The organism is Streptomyces sporangiiformans (assembly GCF_005768555.2).
Classification (GTDB): domain Bacteria; phylum Actinomycetota; class Actinomycetes; order Streptomycetales; family Streptomycetaceae; genus Streptomyces; species Streptomyces sporangiiformans.
This window is the reverse complement of record NZ_VCHX02000129.1, coordinates 48,256-64,491: the sequence shown is the minus strand read 5'-3', so window position 1 is coordinate 64,491 and position 16,236 is coordinate 48,256. Positions and strand designations below refer to the sequence as shown.

14 protein-coding genes are annotated in these 16,236 nt (G+C 71.5%); 9 read left to right on the top strand and 5 right to left on the bottom strand.

Translation table 11 applies throughout. The features are described 5' to 3' along the window. Positions 1 to 44 precede the first annotated feature (44 nt). Positions 45 to 1,172 (top strand): alpha/beta hydrolase, encoded by a 1,128-nt coding sequence (locus tag FGD71_RS17765; protein ID WP_119101428.1) that lies wholly within the window; start codon positions 45 to 47, stop codon positions 1,170 to 1,172. A gap of 92 nt (positions 1,173 to 1,264) precedes the next feature. Then, positions 1,265 to 2,920, top strand: coding sequence for a hypothetical protein (locus tag FGD71_RS17760; protein ID WP_119101427.1), 1,656 nt, complete (start codon positions 1,265 to 1,267; stop codon positions 2,918 to 2,920). Positions 2,921 to 2,925: 5 nt separating this feature from the next. Here the strand turns inward: FGD71_RS17760 and FGD71_RS17755 are convergent, their stop codons facing one another. After that, a complete protein-coding gene (locus FGD71_RS17755) occupies positions 2,926 to 4,254 on the bottom strand; it encodes a PH domain-containing protein (protein ID WP_119101426.1) in 1,329 nt (442 codons plus the stop codon). Further along, complete coding sequence (locus FGD71_RS17750; protein ID WP_119101425.1) at positions 4,251 to 4,754, bottom strand: PH domain-containing protein; 504 nt, start codon at positions 4,752 to 4,754, stop codon at positions 4,251 to 4,253. The genes FGD71_RS17755 and FGD71_RS17750 overlap by 4 nt, the downstream gene beginning before the upstream one ends. A gap of 31 nt (positions 4,755 to 4,785) precedes the next feature. On the opposite strand from FGD71_RS17750, the gene FGD71_RS17745 reads away from it, so the two are divergent. Beyond that, complete coding sequence (locus FGD71_RS17745; protein ID WP_119101424.1) at positions 4,786 to 5,937, top strand: NADH-quinone oxidoreductase subunit D; 1,152 nt, start codon at positions 4,786 to 4,788, stop codon at positions 5,935 to 5,937. Here FGD71_RS17745 and FGD71_RS17740 read toward each other — a convergent pair. After that, positions 5,902 to 7,071, bottom strand: coding sequence for an SAM-dependent methyltransferase (locus FGD71_RS17740; protein WP_119101423.1), 1,170 nt, complete (start codon positions 7,069 to 7,071; stop codon positions 5,902 to 5,904). The two genes, FGD71_RS17745 and FGD71_RS17740, sit on opposite strands and share 36 nt — an antisense overlap. A gap of 139 nt (positions 7,072 to 7,210) precedes the next feature. Here FGD71_RS17740 and FGD71_RS17735 point away from each other — a divergent pair, with 139 nt between their 5' ends. Genes FGD71_RS17735 through FGD71_RS17725 form a run of 3 tightly spaced genes read left to right on the top strand, consistent with a single transcriptional unit; the run spans position 7,211 to position 9,782 of the window. Continuing rightward, positions 7,211 to 8,413: a sensor histidine kinase gene (locus tag FGD71_RS17735; protein WP_119101579.1), complete on the top strand. Its 1,203-nt coding sequence runs from the start codon at positions 7,211 to 7,213 to the stop codon at positions 8,411 to 8,413. A gap of 38 nt (positions 8,414 to 8,451) precedes the next feature. Continuing rightward, positions 8,452 to 9,123 carry a response regulator transcription factor gene (locus FGD71_RS17730; protein WP_119101422.1) on the top strand — a complete coding sequence of 224 codons (672 nt, stop codon included), beginning with the start codon at positions 8,452 to 8,454 and terminating at the stop codon, positions 9,121 to 9,123. 11 nt (positions 9,124 to 9,134) lie between these two features. Continuing rightward, positions 9,135 to 9,782 (top strand): AAA family ATPase, encoded by a 648-nt coding sequence (locus tag FGD71_RS17725; protein WP_119101421.1) that lies wholly within the window; start codon positions 9,135 to 9,137, stop codon positions 9,780 to 9,782. On the opposite strand, the gene FGD71_RS17720 is transcribed toward FGD71_RS17725, so the two are convergent. Both FGD71_RS17720 and FGD71_RS17715 read right to left on the bottom strand, forming a co-directional pair. Then, complete coding sequence (locus FGD71_RS17720) at positions 9,779 to 11,017, bottom strand: RNA-guided endonuclease InsQ/TnpB family protein (protein ID WP_119101420.1); 1,239 nt, start codon at positions 11,015 to 11,017, stop codon at positions 9,779 to 9,781. The genes FGD71_RS17725 and FGD71_RS17720 overlap by 4 nt on opposite strands. Positions 11,018 to 11,173: 156 nt before the next feature. After that, positions 11,174 to 12,391: a threonine aldolase family protein gene (locus FGD71_RS17715; RefSeq protein WP_119101419.1), complete on the bottom strand. Its 1,218-nt coding sequence runs from the start codon at positions 12,389 to 12,391 to the stop codon at positions 11,174 to 11,176. A gap of 146 nt (positions 12,392 to 12,537) precedes the next feature. Between FGD71_RS17715 and FGD71_RS17710 the strand changes: the two genes are divergently transcribed. The 3 genes from FGD71_RS17710 to FGD71_RS17700 are packed head-to-tail and all read left to right on the top strand — an operon-like array spanning position 12,538 to position 16,231. Then, positions 12,538 to 13,476, top strand: coding sequence for a Rossmann-like and DUF2520 domain-containing protein (locus tag FGD71_RS17710; RefSeq protein WP_119101418.1), 939 nt, complete (start codon positions 12,538 to 12,540; stop codon positions 13,474 to 13,476). Continuing rightward, positions 13,473 to 14,465 (top strand): pantoate--beta-alanine ligase, encoded by a 993-nt coding sequence (panC, locus tag FGD71_RS17705; RefSeq protein WP_119101417.1) that lies wholly within the window; start codon positions 13,473 to 13,475, stop codon positions 14,463 to 14,465. Before FGD71_RS17710 ends, panC begins: the two co-directional genes overlap by 4 nt. Continuing rightward, a complete protein-coding gene (locus tag FGD71_RS17700; protein WP_119101416.1) occupies positions 14,462 to 16,231 on the top strand; it encodes an L-aspartate oxidase in 1,770 nt (589 codons plus the stop codon). The genes panC and FGD71_RS17700 overlap by 4 nt, the downstream gene beginning before the upstream one ends. Positions 16,232 to 16,236: the final 5 nt, after the last annotated feature.

Here is a 16,236-nt window from a genome sequence, read left to right as displayed (position 1 = left end):
CGGCGGCCCGGCCCTCGGACGGAAAGCGCAGGCAGAAACAGTCCATGGGTCTCACGAGCGACAAGGTGTTGGCACTCGCACTCCTCTGCGCGGTGCTGCTGTTCGTCGGCACGGTGTGGTTCTGGCCGCGGCTCGCCCACCGCAACTGGCGTGCCGTGTCAGGGCGGATCGGCCTGCTGCTGGCCACCCAGGTCCTGATCTTCGCGTCGGTCGGCCTCGGCGCCAACCAGGCCTTCGGGTTCTACGCCAGCTGGGCCGACCTCTTCGGCCAGGAGTCGGGCCAGGGCGTGGTGGTCGACCACGACGCGGGCGGCGGCTCGGGCGGCCCGCTCCAGGTCGTCGACACGCAGCAGGTGAACGTGACGGGCGGTGCGCGGCCGCGAGTCGGCGGCCAGATCCAGAAGGTCGACATCGTGGGCCGGCGGACGCGCATCGCGACTCCGGCGCTCGTCTACCTGCCGCCCGAGTACTTCCAGCCGCGGTACCGCACCCGCACCTTCCCGGCCGTCACCGTGCTGACCGGCTATCCGGGCACGGCCGAGGCGCTCATCAAGGGCCTGCACTATCCACAGACCGCCCACCGGCTGGCCAAGAACGCCGCGGCCCAGCCGATGATCCTGGTCATGATGCGGCCGACGGTGGCGCCGCCGCGCGACACCGAGTGCGTGGACGTCCCGCGTGGTCCGCAGACCGAGACGTTCTTCGCCGAGGACCTGCCCGACGCCGTATCGGCCCACTACCGGGTCGGCAAGAAGCCGGGGAGCTGGGGCATCGTCGGCGACTCCACGGGGGGTTACTGCGCGCTCAAGCTCGCGATCCACCACCCGGAGACGTACGCCGCCGGGGCCGGCCTCTCGCCGTACTACAGGGCGCCGATCGACCCCACGACGGGCGATCTCTTCCAGGGGGACAAGGAGCTGCAGAACAGCGCCGACCTGATGTGGTACTTGAAGCACAGGCCCGCGCCGGACACGTCGCTGCTGGTCAGCACCAGCAGGCAAGGGGAGAGCAACTACAAGGAGACGCTGCGGTTCATCGACCTGGTGAAGGAGAAGAAGCCGACGCGGATCTCGTCGATCATCCTCGACAGCGGCGGCCACAACTTCAACACCTGGCGGCGCGAGATCCCGGCCACGCTTCAGTGGATGAGCGGGCGGCTCAGCGACCGGTGACGACGGCGTGAGACGGGGTGAAGCCTCCGAGGTGGCTGTGTTTTTACCGTGCGGGGCGCCAAGATTCGCCTACGCGCGGTAAGTTTCTGGCCATGCCACGTGGACGTCACCGCCATTCCCCACCTCTGCACCGGCTGCTGCCTCCCTCGGCGATCGCAGGCGTCTCCTTGATCTGTGCCGTCGGGCCCTGGCTGTTCTCGGAACCGATGGTGCTCCGAGGGCTGGCCGCGGGCGCCGCGGCCACGGCCGTCGTGGGCGCGGTCGTCATGCGTCGCTGGGACACGGCGGCGGGCAAGCGCGTCGCGGACCTCACGCGTGCGCGCGCGAGTGACGAGTGGCGCCACGAGGAGCGGGTCGCCGAGCTCGAGACCGACCTCGACGAGTCGCGCGAGCTGCGCACCAAGCTGGAACACAAGCTGCGCGCGAAGCGGGCGGAGCTGCAGGGCCTGCGCAACGAACACGCGGCGCTGCTGCGGCGGTACGCCACGGCGGAGACGGAGCGGGCCAGCGCGCTGGAGGGCCGCCGGCTGCTGGCCATAGAGACGTCGGCTCCGGCTCGCGCGGCGCTGCCCGCGGGGACTTCAGGGGATCTGGTGCCCGCGCAGTCCGGCGGGACGGAGCCGGGTCTTCGTCATGTCGCGGCGGAGGCGGCGGACCCGTCCGCGCCCGAGGCGACGGTTCCGACCGCCCGTGCCGCGGCTTCGGTTCTCTACGCGAAGGCCAACGCGGCGCTGGAGCGGCTCGCCCAGGCGGGCGACGCTCGCCTGGCGCAGGGTGCGCCTTGGTCGGACGCTTCGGCGAAGGGCGCTTCGGAGGACGAGGCTTCCGAGGGCGACGGCCTTGAGAGCGACGCTTTCGAAGGCGACGGCCTTGTGAGCGACGGCGCTGAGAGCGACGGCTCTGAGGGCGACGCTTCTGGATCAGAAGGCGACCGGCCCGGCAGCGACGCTTCGGAGAGCAACGCTTCCGAGAAGGCGGATGACTCGTCCGTGGCGGAGGACGCCGCGGCGGAGGGCCCCGTGCACAGCGGCTCGGCGGCGGACGCTGACGCAGCCGTGCGGAGCAACCCCACCAACGGCGATTTCCCGAACGGCGGCCCCTCGAAGGGCGGTCGTCCCAAGGGTGCCCCTGTGAAGGACGGTGCCGGCAAGGGCGCGCCCACAGGAGGCGGTTCCCCGAAGGGCGGCTCTCGTAAGAGCGCCCCCGCGACGGGCGAGGCCGGGCAGGAAGGTGAGGCTCGGGGGAAGCCCGAGGCGGTCGGCGGGCATGAGCGCGCGGCCGCCACGAACGCACCCACCCCCACCCCCACGCATGCCGCCGAGACCGCGCGGCCGTCCGCGCTGAGCACCGCGCCCGAAACGGCGCCCGTGTCGTCCACCGCTGCCGCATCGGCCGCCGCGGCCGAGCTGAAGCCCGCCCCCAAGCCCATGCCCCCCTCCGGGCACTTCGCGGTGCCTACGGCCGTGGCGGTCGCACCGGCCTCGCCGCCCGTGCGGCGGCCCTCCGTGGAGGGCGGGTTCGACTTCTTCGGTACGCAGACGCAGGCGGACGCGCTGGAGGCCGTACAGAACGAGGACCTCGCCGACGTGGTGGGCCAGGAGGCGCTCGCCCTCCACAAGGCCGAGTCGGAGGCCCAGTTCAAGCCCGCGGACGAGGATTCACGCGGGGTCGGCCAGGTCATCGACCTGACGGCGCACGACGAGACGGAACAGATCGACGTGGCCGAACTGCGGGGCGCGGTTTCCTGAACTCCTCAGGCCATCCACCGGTCCGGCAGAGCCTCCCGCCGCCCCGTCCGTGACCGGTCCGCCTGCCCGTGCAACAGGTCCACCGCCTCCGAGGCGTCCCGCAGCCGGGCGGTCACCGTCTTGTTGGCGCCGGTGTCGACGTGCACATCGGCGACCCGTTTGAAGCGGGCCCACGGCCCCTGCTCCATGCGCACGCTCTGCACCTTGGCGTGGGGGACCAGCGAGAGGCTGCGGCGCAGCAGGCCGTGGCGGGACACGAAGACGGTGTCGGTGACGGCGAGACCGTAGCCCCGCCACCAGAACGGCACGCACCAGCCGGCCCGGCGCGGCGGCCGCGACAGCGTTGCCGGCACTGTCACACCGGGCAGCACCCGCGCGATCACGGACTCGGCGACTTCGCGCGGAGCGACCGGTACGAGCACGGAGTTGGACGACCCCGCCACGTCCAGCTCGACCCGGACCCACCCGCGCCGCCGCCACAGCAGTGGCTGGACGATGCGTACGGTCTGCACCCGCCCGGGCGGCACCGTCTCGTGCGTACGGTCGAGCAAACCGTGGTCGATACGGAACCCGTCCGGGGATTCGCCGACGGTCCAGTCGTACTCGCCGACGAACCGCCCCACACTGCTCGCGCCCGCCGCGCCGAGCAGCGGCAGCCCGGTCGCGAGGACGGTCCACACGCTGTGTGTGGCCAGCCACAGCAGCGGCGGCACGACGAGCGTGGCGGCCAGCGACCCCCACGTGGCGCCTGTCAGCACCAGGGACACGGCGAGGACGCGCGCCGGTACGTGCAGCAGCTGCCGGACCGGCGCCTCGCCCACCTCGTGCGCCGTCTCGGGTGCGAAACCGGCGGCGCGGGCGAGCAGTTCGGCCCGTAGCACACGGGCCTCTTCCTGACCCAGATAGGCCAGTTCATCCTTCTTGTCCGCCCCGATGACGTCGAGTTTGAGTTTGGAGACTCCCGCGACGCGGGCCAGCAGCGGCTGGGTCACATCGACGGCCTGTATCCGGTCGAGGCGGATGTGCGCGGTGCGCCGGAACAACAGGCCGGTACGGATGCGCAGTTCGGTGTCGGTCACCGCGAAGTGGGTGAACCACCAGGTCAGAAAGCCGTACAGGGCCGCGGCCGGAATGAACACGGCGACCGCGATCAGCAGCGTGGTCATCGTCAGCCGGGTCAGCTGCCGCTGTGTCTGATCGGGGTCGTGCACCGCCCATCCGGCTATCACGGCGACCGGCGCCCACGCGCGACGCAACGGCGTCACGGGGTGCAGCCGCCGGTCGGCCACGGGTTTTTCCCCTTGTACGTCGTCGTCGACGTCGGGCGTCGTCACAGCCCGGCCGATCGGGCCTCGCCCAGCTCCGTGAGCCGGTCCCGCAGCCGCTCCGCCTCCGCCGGGACGAGACCCGGGATGCGCGCGTCCGTCGCCGCGGCGGCCGTGTGCAGCTGCACGCTCGCCAGCCCGAAGTGGCGCTCGACAGGGCCGGAGGTCACCTCGACCAGCTGCATGCGCCCGTACGGCACGATCGTCTCCTCACGCCACAGCACACCCCGGCTGATCAGCAGGTCGTCCGCGCGCTCGGCGTACCGCCAGGACCGCCAGTTGCGCCCCAGCATCGGCCAGCCCCACAGCAGCAGCGCCAGCGGCAGCAACGCGAAGGCCGCCCAGCCGGGCCCGACGAGCAGACCGAGCGGCAGCCCGGTAGCGAGCGTCAGCGGCACCAGCCAGACGACGAGCAGCAGCCGGCGCATCCGCAGCAGGCCTCGCGGCAGGCCGGTCCACGCCGGCTCGGACTCCGTGTTCCCGGTGGTCCCCATGGTCCCCGTCTCCATGCCGCAAGCGTACGTACGAGACACTGTTCCCATGACTCCTACGACGGAGACCATGGTCGGAATCGGCGGCGGCGCGGAGAGCACCGACATGGTGCTCAACATCGGGCCCCAGCACCCCTCCACGCATGGCGTGCTGCGGCTGCGGCTCGTGCTGGACGGCGAGCGGATCCAGCATGCGGAGCCGGTCATCGGCTATATGCACCGCGGCGCGGAGAAGCTCTTCGAGGCGCGCGACTACCGCCAGATCATCATGCTCGCCAACCGCCACGACTGGCTCTCCGCCTTCTCGAACGAACTGGGTGTCGTTCTCGCCGTGGAGCGCATGCTCGGCATGGAGGTCCCCTCCCGCGCGGTGTGGATGCGCACACTCCTCGCGGAGCTGAACCGCGTCCTGAACCATCTGATGTTCCTGGGGTCGTACCCCCTGGAGCTGGGCGGTATCACGCCCGTCTTCTACGCCTTCCGGGAGCGCGAGGAGCTCCAGGGCGTCATGGAGGAGATCTCCGGCGGGCGCATGCACTACATGTTCAACCGGGTCGGCGGTCTCAAGGAGGACCTCCCCGCCGGATGGGCCACGCGCGCGCGTGCGGCCGTCGCGGACGTCCGCTCGCGCATGGACGTGTACGACAACCTGGTCCTCGGCAACGAGATCTTCCGCGGGCGCACCCGGGACGTGGGCCGGATGTCTCCGGAGACGGTGCACGCCTACGGAGTGAGCGGTCCCATCGCCCGCGCCAGCGGAGTGGACTTCGATCTGCGCCGCGACGAGCCGTATCTGGCGTACGGGGAGCTGGGTGACGTCCTGAAGGTCGTCACGCGGCAGGAGGGCGACTGTCTGGCCCGCTTCGAGTGCCTCCTGGATCAGACGCACAACTCCCTGGACCTCGCCGACGCCTGCCTGGACCGACTCGCCGAGCTGCCGCCCGGGCCGGTCAACCAGCGACTGCCCAAGGTTCTGAAGGCCCCCGAGGGCCACACATACGCCTGGACCGAGAACCCGCTCGGTATCAACGGCTACTACCTCGTCAGCAAGGGCGAGAAGACCCCGTACCGGCTGAAACTGCGCTCGGCCTCGTACAACAACATCCAGGCGCTCACCGAACTGCTGCCGGGCACGCTGGTCGCGGACATGGTGGCGATTTTGGGGTCACTGTTCTTCGTGGTCGGGGACATCGACAAGTAGCGCTCCCCGTGCTCTCCGTAGAGGGCCGTTTTCTCCGGTTTTCCCGGGCGGCGGGCTCGGCAGTGGGTTCGGAATTCCAACTGGCTGCACGAGCCAGCCGAAGTCGCCCAGCCCGCCCGCGGCGGTGAGCTCGGCGGCCTCTCCCGCGCCCGCGAGGGCCCGTACGTACGCAGCCGGGTCCGTGGAGGCCAGGGCCAGCGGTGGCCGTCCGCCGCTCACGCCGAGCGCGCGCAGGGCTTCCCGCTGCGTCAGCAGCCCCGCTCCGGGCAGCGCGCACGCGTCCAGCGCCACATGAGCGGTGAGGTCGCAGGACCCGTCCGGCACGGGCGCCGTCTCCCTGCCCTCGCGGAAGCCGGTGAGCGTCCCGAAGGGCGGTCGCGCGTCCGCGAGGTGGGCGTAGTCGACGGCGACGGCCAGACCCCGGTCGAGGGTGGCCACGGCGCGGGCCCAGGCGGCATCCCTGGGGTGACCGATCTCGGCACGCAGCCCATGGGGACGTACGTCGTCCTCGTACGGCACGCCAGGTACGTCGTCCTCGCACCGCACCGACCCCAGCGGCCACCACCGCGCCAGCCACTCAGCGTCCGCCCCCGCGACCGGCCCCCCGAGGGATTCGGTGCCGTCCTCCCGTACGAGAACCAGCCGCGGCACCCCGTCCGCGTCCGTCTCGGCCACGTCCAGCGGCACGTTGTCCAGCCACTCGTTGGCGAACAGCACTCCGCGGACCCCCGCCGGAGGCTCCGCGCACCACTCGATCCGGTCATCCCCGTCATCCCGGTCTTCGAGGGCGGCGGGCCGGCCGGCGTGTTCGACGGCATACCCGCGCGCGCGGGAGGCCACTTCCGCGGGCAGTGCCTTCAGGACGCCGGACACCAGCTCACCGTGGCCCGCGCCCATGTCGACGAAGGCGAGTTCGGCGGGGCGGCCGAGCGCCTGGTCGACCCGGCACAGCAGCCGGGCCACGGCCTCCGCGAACAGCGACGACGCGTGCACTGAGGTGCGGAAATGACCGGCGGGCCCCTCGGGCCGGCGATAGAACCCGAAAGGCCCGTACAGCGCCTCCTCGGCCGCCTGCCGCCACCCGCGCCACTCGCCGGCAGGCCCTTGTCCCACGCCCGCCGATCCTTGCCCCATGCCCGCCGACTCTGGTCTCACGCCGCCAGGCTAAGCGCCGAGTCTCAGCGTTTCTCCACCTTGGGGAGTACGTGCGGTCGTCACGGATCGGCCCTCCGGTTGACCCCTGCACACAATGCGCTTCCCTACGCTGGGTTACGTGCAACGCCTCTATGACTTTCTCCGCAGGCACCCGACGTGGGTCGACAGCTTCTGGGCCGTCGTCCTGCTCGGAATTTCTGCCGTGTTCGGAACCGTCGCTCAGGAGGCGCGGGCCGCCGACCTCCCGGTCGTCACGATCCCGGTCACGCTGCTGCTGTGCCTCGTGGTCGCGCTGCGCCGCCGCATGCCCGAGACGATGCTGCTGGTGACCATCGCGGTCGGCCTGGTGCAGCTTGCCTTCGACAGGTCGGAGACACCGGCGAACTTCGCGATGCTGGTGATCATCTACACCGTGGCCGCGGACGGCGCCCGCTGGGCGTCGCGGCTCGCACTGATCGTGGGCCTGTGCGCGGGGACACTCTCGCAGCTGCGGTGGCCGGAGAGCGCCGCCGGCCCCTTGGGCAATGTCCTGATAGCGGTCTTCCAGACCGTCCCCTTCGTGCTCGCCTGGGTCCTCGGTGACTCCCTCCGCACCCGGCGGGCCTATTTCGCCCAGCTCGAGGAGCGCGCCGCTCGCCTGGAGAAGGAGCGCGAGGCCCAGTCCAAGGTCGCGGTGGCCGCCGAGCGGGCCCGGATCGCCCGCGAGCTGCACGACGTGGTCGCGCACAACGTCTCGGTGATGGTGGTGCAGGCCGACGGCGCCGCGTACGTCCTGGACGCCGCCCCCGACCAGGCCAAGAAGGCCCTGGAGACGATCTCCGGAACGGGCCGTCAGGCCCTCGCCGAGATGCGCCGCCTGCTCGGTGTGCTGCGCACCGGCGAGCACCAGGAGAGCGGCGAGTACGTGCCGCAGCCCGACGTCGACCAGCTCGACGATCTCATCGAGCAGTGCCGCAGCTCGGGGCTTCCCGTCGACTTCAAGGTCGAGGGCACTCCGCGCCCCCTGCCGAGCGGCGTCGAGCTCACCGCCTACCGCATCGTGCAGGAAGCGCTCACCAACACACGCAAGCACGGGGGGCCGAACGCGGGCGCGAGCGTGCGCCTGGTGTACTTCGACGACGGCCTCGGGCTGCTCGTCGAGGACGACGGCAAGGGCGCCCCGCACGAGTTGTACGAGGAGGGTGGCGCCGACGGCCGGGGACACGGTCTGATCGGCATGCGTGAGCGCGTCGGCATGGTCGGCGGCACCCTGGACGCGGGGCCGCGCCCGGGCGGCGGCTTCCGGATCAGCGCCCTGCTCCCGCTCAAGCCCGCCCACTGACACGTGCACGCTCCACGAACCGACCGGAGGACCCTCGCATGCCGATCCGTGTGATGCTCGTCGACGACCAGGTGCTGCTGCGCACCGGGTTCCGGATGGTGCTCGCCGCCCAGCCGGACATGGAGGTCGTGGCCGAGGCGGGCGACGGCGTCGAGGCCCTCCAGGAGCTGCGCTCGACCGAGGTCGACGTGGTCCTCATGGACGTACGCATGCCGAAGCTGGACGGAGTCGAGACGACCCGCCGCATCTGCTCGGAGCCCGACCCCCCGAAGGTGCTGATCCTGACGACCTTCGACCTCGACGAGTACGCCTTCTCCGGCCTGAAGGCGGGCGCCTCCGGCTTCATGCTCAAGGACGTGCCGCCCGGCGAGCTGCTCACCGCCATCCGCGCCGTGCACAGCGGCGATGCGGTGGTCGCCCCCTCCACGACCCGCCGCCTCCTCGACCGGTTCGCGCCGATGCTGCCGGGCGGCGGAAACCAGCCCCGGAACAAGGAGCTGGAGCGACTCACCGACCGTGAGCGCGAGGTGATGATCCTGGTCGCGCAGGGCCTGTCGAACGGCGAGATCGCGGCCCGCCTCGTCCTCTCGGAGGCGACGGTCAAGACGCACGTGGGCCGCATCCTCACCAAGCTGGGCCTGCGTGACCGGGTACAGGTCGTCGTGCTCGCGTACGAGACCGGGCTCGTCCGGGCGGGCGGACAGGGCTAAGGTCTGGGCGCATGCTCCTGTGGATCAACGGCCCCTTCGGGGGCGGCAAGACACAGACCGCACACGAGATCCAGCGGCGGCTGCCGGGCAGCGTCATCTGCGACCCGGAACACGCCGGCTTCGGACTGCGCCGCATGATGCCGCCCGACCTGCGCGGGGACTTCCAGGACCTCACGTCCTGGCGGCAGGGTGTCGTCGAGGTGCTCGACCTCGCCCTCACCAAGCACGACGGCGCGGTGATCGTGCCCATGACGATCACGGACTTCGGCTACTTCGACGAGACCGTCGGTCGGCTGCGCGAAAAGGGCCACGACGTACGCCACTTCGCGCTCCTCGCCGAGCGCGAGACCGTACTGGAACGGCTGCGCGAGCGCGGCTTCGGACACCTCCTCAAGTACGTCGCCGGCAAGGACGCCCCGTTGCGCAGGGAGAGTTGGGCCGTGCGACAACTCGACCACTGCCTCGAGCGGCTGCGCGAGCCCGAGTTCGCCGAGCATCTGTGGACGGACCACACGACCGTCCCCAAGACCGCCGACCGGATCGCCGTGCTGTCCGGGCTGACGCTCAGGCCGAACAGGGAAGGCGCACTGCGGACGCGGCTGCGACAGATACGGGTCGGGGTGAAGCACATCCGCTTCGAGTCAACTGCCCGTCGCTAAAGCGCCGGACTTGCACAACGGGCATCACTGGCGGTGATGCTGCGTTTGCGTCCAGCCCCACCCCGCTGGCGCGGTGGTAGGGCAGGGGCCGTTGACTCGACCCCGCGTCGCCACAACTGCCACGCACGGGCGCGGATGTTGCGGGAGCCGTTCCGGTCTGCCTGATCAACGAATCCGCAGAACCGGCACGCGAAAAAGGCCTGTGAGACCCGGTTCGCCTTGTCGATGTGCCCGCACTCGGAGCAGGTACGGGAGGTGTTCGCCGGATCGACGTACACCACCGGCACCCCCGCCCGGCGAGCCTTGTACGCGATGAACTGCCCCAGTTGGGCGAACGACCAACTCGAGTGGGTGGCCCGTTGGGGCTTCCTCAGCCGTACCCGCTCACGGATGCCCGTCAAATCCTCCAGGGCGATTCCGCGACCGGTGCGTTCAGCCTCGGCCACCACATGCTTCGCGATCTTGTGGTTGATGTCCTTCGCCCGCCGCGCCTCCTTGCGTCGCCGTTTCCTAGCCCGGCGCCTGGCGGACGGGGTGTTCTTCTTCTGCAGTTTGGTCCGCAGGCCGCGCTCGCGGACGCGGATCCGGTTGAGCTCGCGCCCAGCCATGATCTCGCCGTCGCTGGTGGTGGCGATGTTGACGATGCCCAGGTCGATTCCGAGGAAGTCCACCGGATCAGTGTTCAGCTCGGCTTCGGGGACCTCACAGGTGGCGTTCAGGAACCACATGCCGTCCCGGCAGAGGAGATCGGATTCGCCCTTGCGGTACAGGGCGAGCGTGGCGAGGTGCTCGGGCGAGGCGGTGAACGCCAGGTGTTTCATCCGCCCTCCGGTGGTCCAGATCGACACCGTCTGCTCGGTGATCTGCCACGAGAGCATCCGGTCGTCGAAGGGCTGGGCGCTGTCGTGGCGAAAGGCGACCGGCTTGCCGGCTGCCGTGCGGTAGCGGCGTGAGGCAGGGCTGCCGAGGTTTCCGGCCTTGAGGTTCGCCCTCAGTGTGGCGTACGCGTCACAGGTCTTCTTGATCGCGTGCTGGGCTGCCTGCGCGCCCAGACCCCACCGTGCCTTTGCTTGGTGATAGGTGAGCTTGCGCAGGGCGAAGTTCTGCTTCACGCCCTTCTCGAACGCGATCTGGCTGGCCCAGGTCGCTGCCTCGTTGCAGGCGAGCAGGGTCGCCTCTAGTGCTGCTCCCTGTATGGGCGTCGGCAGCAGCTTCACCTGAACCACCAGCTTCATAAACGATCACGGTAGGCGTTCGATCGCACACACGGTTCGGTTCCGTTCGTGTGAGTCATATTGGATGACCTAGGGCATGTATGTTCGTATTCTGCGCTCCGTCGTTCACCAGTGCAGTGTTCCGAGTGGGCGGCTCTAGTGCCCGGGTGGCCGCCGCTACGCATTTGTCGAAAGGCGGTGGACGAAGTCCGCGACCGCCGCCTTTAGCTCCTCCGCGGTCCACTCCAGCCCCGGCGCGGCCACCGTGACCTCGGTGAACGCCAGTCCGGGGCCACCCCGGCTCCAAACCTGCGGAAACAGCGAGGTCTTCGTGTCCTCGGCCTGGCGCGTCCCCGCGTCGGTCAGGGCATCGGCCTCGTACGGCAGCCAGACCTGGAACTGGTGCGTGTGCGGCTCCTCCGGATGGACGCGCACCCAGGGGACCCCGGACCCGGCGAAGCCCTCGCGCAGCGCCGCGGCGACCACGCGCGCGTGAGCCACGTACTCGGGCAGCCGTGGCAGCTCCTTCTCCAGGCCGATCAGCGCGGACAGGGCCGTCGGGAACTGCTGGAGGACCTGTCCGCCGTACCGGTGGCGCCAGGCCTTCGCCTCGTCGACGAGCGTCTTCGGCCCCGCGAGGGCGGCGCCGCCGAGTCCGGCGAGTGATTTGTAGAACGACACATAGACGCTGTCCGCGAGGTCCGTCATCTCGTCCAGGGGGCGGCCGAAGTGGGTGGCGCATTCCCACAGTCGGGCACCGTCGATGTGCACCACCGCGTCGCGTTCGCGCGCGGCGTCCGTCACCGCGACCAGTTCCTCCCAGGAAGGCAGGACGAAACCGGCGTCCCGGAGGGGCAGTTCGATCAGCAGCGCCCCGAAGGGCTCCTCCAGGTCGCGTATTTCGTCAGCGGACGGCAGCCGTGGCTCGCGCGTCGGATGGACGATCCGCAGTCCGCTGACCGTGCTGAACGCATGCCGCTCGTGCACCTCCGGGTGAGAGAGCGGATGCATCGCCACCGTCGCGTTGCCCGTGCGCCCCGCCCAGCAGCGCAGGGCGACCTGCTGGGCCATGGTGCCCGAGGGGAAGAAGGCGGCGGCCTCCTTGCCGAGCAGGGCCGCGACCCGCTCCTCCACGGTCTCGACGATCCGGTCGCCGTACATGTCCACCCGCTGGTCCAGGTCGTACACCTGAGGTGCCGCGTCCGCCAGCAGCGCCAGCCGCTCGCCGACGGTGGAGTCGAAACAGGGCCGCCACAGAGCTCGCTCCGCCCCTCGCCGGGCGGCCCACCGCCGCTCGGCCAACTGCTCCGCCGACAGGTCTCGGTCCTGCTCGGCCGGCAACTCCTCGCCCTGCGAGGCCGACCGTTCCCCACTCTGCTCCGCCGTATCGCTCATTCCGGGATCATGCCGGGCGCGGCACCGGCCGGGCATGTGATTTCCCACAGCCTGTGGACAACGAAACGGCCCCGGAACCGATCGCGTTAACATGACGAGAAATCGTCCGGTACCCCGAGCGGACTGGAACGGAAGGCCGCCGTCGAGTGAGTACAGTCCCACAACCAGACCCCAAGGACCGCCCAGCGCGGCTCACCGTCGGCGTCGTCGGTGCCGGCCGCGTGGGCCCCGTGCTGGCCGCGTCCCTCCAACTCGCCGGGCACCGGCCGGTGGCCGTCTCCGGAGTCTCCGACGCCTCCGTACGTCGGGCGGCGGAGCTGCTGCCCGACGTGCCGCTGGTGACGCCCGCGGACGTAATGGAGCGGGCCGACCTGGTACTCCTGACGGTCCCTGACGACGCCCTGCCGGGGCTGGTGGAGGGGCTCGCCGAGACCGGGGCCGTGCGGGCCGGGCAGCTGCTCGTGCACACCTCCGGGCGGTACGGGGCGCGGGTGCTGGATCCCGCGCTGCGGGCCGGCGCGCTGCCGCTGGCGCTGCACCCCGCGATGACCTTCACCGGCACCCCTGTGGACGTACAGCGCCTGGCCGGGTGCTCGTTCGGGGTCACCGCGCCCGAGGAACTGCGGCTGGCCGCCGAGGCGCTGGTCATCGAGATGGGCGGGGAGCCGGAGTGGATCGCCGAGGAGAACCGGCCGCTGTACCACGCGGCCCTCGCCCTCGGCGCCAACCACCTGGTGACGCTGGTCGCCCAGTCGATGGAGCTGCTGCGTGCGGCGGGCGTGGAGGCCCCCGACCGGATGCTGGGCCCCCTGCTGGGCGCCGCCCTGGACAACGCCCTCAGGTCGGGCGACGCGGCCCTCACCGGTCCCGTCGCGCGCGGCGACGCGGGCACGGTCGCCGCCCACGTCACGGAGCTGCGCAAGCACGCCCCGCAGGCCGTCGCCGGCTATCTGGCGATGGCCCGCGCGACCGCCGACCGGGCGCTCGCCCACGGAATGCTCAAGCCGGAGCTCGCCGAGGACCTTCTGGGGGTACTCGCCGACGGGACCGAGGGGACCGACGGGACCGAGGGAGAGGCCCGATGACCACCGCCCTGCTGAGCACCGCCGACGAGCTCCACGCGCGCGTGCGCACCGGACACCGTGCCGTCGTGATGACCATGGGCGCCCTGCACGAGGGCCACGCGACACTGATCCGCACCGCCCGCGGGATCGCGGGCGGCGGCGGCGAGGTCGTCGTCACGGTCTTTGTGAACCCCCTCCAGTTCGGTGCGGGCGAGGACCTCGACCGCTACCCGCGCACGCTGGACGCCGACGTCAAGATCGCCGAACAGTCGGGCGCGGACGCCGTGTTCGCCCCCTCCGTGGACGAGGTCTACCCGGGCGGCCAACCCCAGGTGCGCATCAGCGCGGGCCCGATGGGGGAGCGGCTGGAGGGTGCCTCTCGGCCCGGGCACTTCGACGGCATGCTCACCGTCGTCGCCAAGCTGCTGCACCTCACCCGGCCCGACGTGGCGCTGTACGGCCAGAAGGACGCCCAGCAGCTCGCCCTGATCCGGCGCATGACGCGCGACCTGAACTTCGGGGTCGAGATCGTCGGCGTACCGACCGTGCGCGAGGAGGACGGCCTGGCCCTGTCCAGCCGGAACCGCTACCTGTCGGCCGCCGAGCGGCACACCGCGCTCGCCCTCTCCCAGGCCCTGTTCGCGGGCAGCGACCGGCACGCAGCGCAGGAGGCCCTGCGCGCGCGGGCCCGCGAAGTGCGCACCACGCGCGCGCGTGCCGAGGCGCTCAGCGCGCTCGGCGAGTCCCGCGCCGCGGCCGACGCGCATGCCGTCTCCAAGGCGGCCCCGGGCGGCCCCGCCGCGGTCCGCGCCGCCGCACGGCTCGTCCTCGACGACGCGGCCCGCCTCAAACCCCCGCTCGCCCTGGACTACTTGGCGCTGGTCGATCCGTCCGACTTCACCGAGATCCCGGACGACTACACCGGCGAGGCGGTCCTCGCCGTCGCCGCCCGGGTCGGGACGACCCGGCTGATCGACAACATTCCCCTGACCTTCGGAGCCGCCTCGTGACCAGCACAGGCATACGTCTGCACGCGCCCGCCCCCGGCTGGTTCATCGCCGCCGACGTGGTGGTCGTCGGCTCCGGAGTCGCCGGACTCACCGCGGCCCTGCGCTGCGACGCCGCGGGCCTGCGGACCGTCGTGGTCACCAAGGCCCGCCTCGACGACGGCTCCACGCGCTGGGCCCAGGGCGGCATCGCGGCGGCTCTGGGCGAGGGCGACACCCCCGAGCAGCACCTCGACGACACGCTCGTGGCGGGCGCGGGCCTGTGCGACGAGGAGGCCGTACGCATCCTCGTCACCGAGGGCCCCGACGCCGTACGCCGTCTGATCGCGACCGGCGCCCACTTCGACGAGTCCGAAGCGGGCGACCTGGAACTCACCCGAGAAGGCGGCCACCACCGCCGCCGCATCGCGCACGCGGGCGGCGACGCGACCGGTGCCGAGATCTCCCGGGCGCTCGTCGAGGCGGTACGCGCGCGTGGCCTGCGCACGGTCGAGAACGCCCTGGTCCTGGACCTGCTGACGGACGCCGACGGCCGCACCGCGGGCGTCAACCTCCATGTCATGGGAGAGGGCCAGCACGACGGCGTGGGAGCCGTCCACGCGCCCGCCGTGGTCCTCGCGACCGGCGGTATGGGCCAGGTCTACTCGGCGACCACCAACCCGTCCGTGTCCACCGGCGACGGCGTGGCACTGGCACTTCGCGCCGGAGCGGAGGTCAGCGACCTCGAGTTCGTCCAGTTCCACCCGACCGTGCTCTTCCTGGGCCCGGACGCCGAGGGCCAGCAGCCGCTGGTCTCCGAGGCGGTACGCGGCGAGGGCGCCCACCTCGTCGACGCGGACGGTGTGCGCTTCATGGTCGGGCAGCACGAACTGGCCGAGCTCGCGCCCCGCGACATCGTCGCCAAGGGCATCATGCGCCGCATGCAGGAGCAGGGCGCCGAGCACATGTACCTGGACGCCCGCCGCTTCGGCGCCGACATGTGGGAGCACCGCTTCCCCACGATCCTGGCCGCCTGCCGCTCCCACGGCATCGACCCGGTCACCGAGCCCGTCCCGGTATCCCCGGCGGCCCACTACGCCTCCGGAGGCGTGCGCACGGACTCCCACGGCCGTACGACCGTCCCCGGCCTGTACGCGTGCGGCGAGGTCGCCTGCACCGGCGTGCACGGCGCCAACCGGCTCGCCTCCAACTCCCTCCTGGAGGGCCTGGTCTATGCCGAGCGCATCGCCGCCGACATCGCGGGCCGGCACGAGGAGAAGAGCCTCCACGCGCGCGTGCCCTCCCCGGTCGCCTACCCGGAGCAGCCCGTCCACCCGCTGCTGCCCGCCGAGGCCCGGTTCGCGATCCAGCGGGTCATGAGCGACGGCGCCGGCGTCCTGCGGTCCGCCGCGTCCCTGGAGACCGCGGCCGACCGCCTCGAGCGGCTGCACTCCGACGCTCGCGACACACTCGCCGAGCACGGCAAGACGGCCGAGCCGGGCGTCGACACCTGGGAGGCCACCAACCTGCTGTGCGTGGCCCGCGTGCTGGTCGCCGCCGCCCGCCTGCGCGAGGAGACCCGCGGCTGCCACTGGCGCGAGGACCACGCCGACCGCGACGACACGGACTGGTCCCGCCACATCGTCGTACGGCTGAATCCCGATCGCACCCTCGCGCTCCGCACCACCGACACAGCAGACTTCCCCCCGACCCACCCCCAGGCCCTCGACTTCGCTCGAACCGGGGGGACCCCCATGCACCAGCAGGCGCCCCGTACCCAGGAGCAGTGACAGTA

What these genes read in the sequence shown, in the direction of transcription:
- FGD71_RS17765 (WP_119101428.1), top strand. Translation starts at nt 45, where the DNA reads ATGGGTCTCACGAGCGACAAGGTGTTGGCACTCGCACTCCTCTGCGCG.
- FGD71_RS17760 (WP_119101427.1), top strand. Translation starts at nt 1,265, where the DNA reads ATGCCACGTGGACGTCACCGCCATTCCCCACCTCTGCACCGGCTGCTG.
- FGD71_RS17750 (WP_119101425.1), bottom strand. Translation starts at nt 4,754, where the DNA reads ATGGAGACGGGGACCATGGGGACCACCGGGAACACGGAGTCCGAGCCG.
- FGD71_RS17745 (WP_119101424.1), top strand. Translation starts at nt 4,786, where the DNA reads ATGACTCCTACGACGGAGACCATGGTCGGAATCGGCGGCGGCGCGGAG.
- FGD71_RS17740 (WP_119101423.1), bottom strand. Translation starts at nt 7,071, where the DNA reads ATGGGGCAAGGATCGGCGGGCGTGGGACAAGGGCCTGCCGGCGAGTGG.
- FGD71_RS17730 (WP_119101422.1), top strand. Translation starts at nt 8,452, where the DNA reads ATGCCGATCCGTGTGATGCTCGTCGACGACCAGGTGCTGCTGCGCACC.
- FGD71_RS17725 (WP_119101421.1), top strand. Translation starts at nt 9,135, where the DNA reads ATGCTCCTGTGGATCAACGGCCCCTTCGGGGGCGGCAAGACACAGACC.
- FGD71_RS17720 (WP_119101420.1), bottom strand. Translation starts at nt 11,017, where the DNA reads ATGAAGCTGGTGGTTCAGGTGAAGCTGCTGCCGACGCCCATACAGGGA.
- FGD71_RS17715 (WP_119101419.1), bottom strand. Translation starts at nt 12,391, where the DNA reads ATGAGCGATACGGCGGAGCAGAGTGGGGAACGGTCGGCCTCGCAGGGC.
- panC (WP_119101417.1), top strand. Translation starts at nt 13,473, where the DNA reads ATGACCACCGCCCTGCTGAGCACCGCCGACGAGCTCCACGCGCGCGTG.